Raw genomic sequence first — 445 nt, 5'->3', positions numbered from 1 at the left:
TGGGATAGATGATTGGGGTGAAGTCGTAACAAGGTAGCCGTATCGGAAGGTGCGGCTGGATCACCTCCTTTCTAAGGATAGAGGGAATAAGGTTGACAATTCGTTTAGTTTTGAGTGTTCAAGCACTTATAGGGGCCTATAGCTCAGCTGGTTAGAGCGCACGCCTGATAAGCGTGAGGTCGATGGTTCAAGTCCATTTAGGCCCACCATATAATTAAATATACATATTACCTTTGGGGCCTTAGCTCAGCTGGGAGAGCGCCTGCTTTGCACGCAGGAGGTCAGGAGTTCGATCCTCCTAGGCTCCACCATTTATTTGCACAATGAAAACTTAATACGAAATTATATAACCAAGATTTACAAGAAAAAACCGAGAAAAAGAGTTTATTCAGAAGAATAAGAGTTCAAGGAAGAAAACGAAGCGAAAGCTACACACGATTAAGTA

2 tRNA genes and 1 rRNA gene are annotated in these 445 nt (G+C 43.1%); all 3 read left to right on the top strand.

Annotated features, from left to right (window positions below):
* Positions 1 to 71 (top strand): 16S ribosomal RNA (locus tag HZY83_RS07790); the annotation flags it as partial.
* A 61-nt stretch (positions 72 to 132) separates the two neighbouring features.
* A tRNA-Ile gene (locus tag HZY83_RS07785) sits at positions 133 to 209 on the top strand.
* 26 nt (positions 210 to 235) lie between these two features.
* A tRNA-Ala gene (locus tag HZY83_RS07780) sits at positions 236 to 311 on the top strand.
* Positions 312 to 445 lie beyond the last annotated feature (134 nt).

The organism is Gemella sp. GH3, assembly GCF_013415425.1.
Taxonomy (GTDB): domain Bacteria; phylum Bacillota; class Bacilli; order Staphylococcales; family Gemellaceae; genus Gemelliphila.
This window is presented reverse-complemented; position numbering and strand designations above follow the sequence as displayed.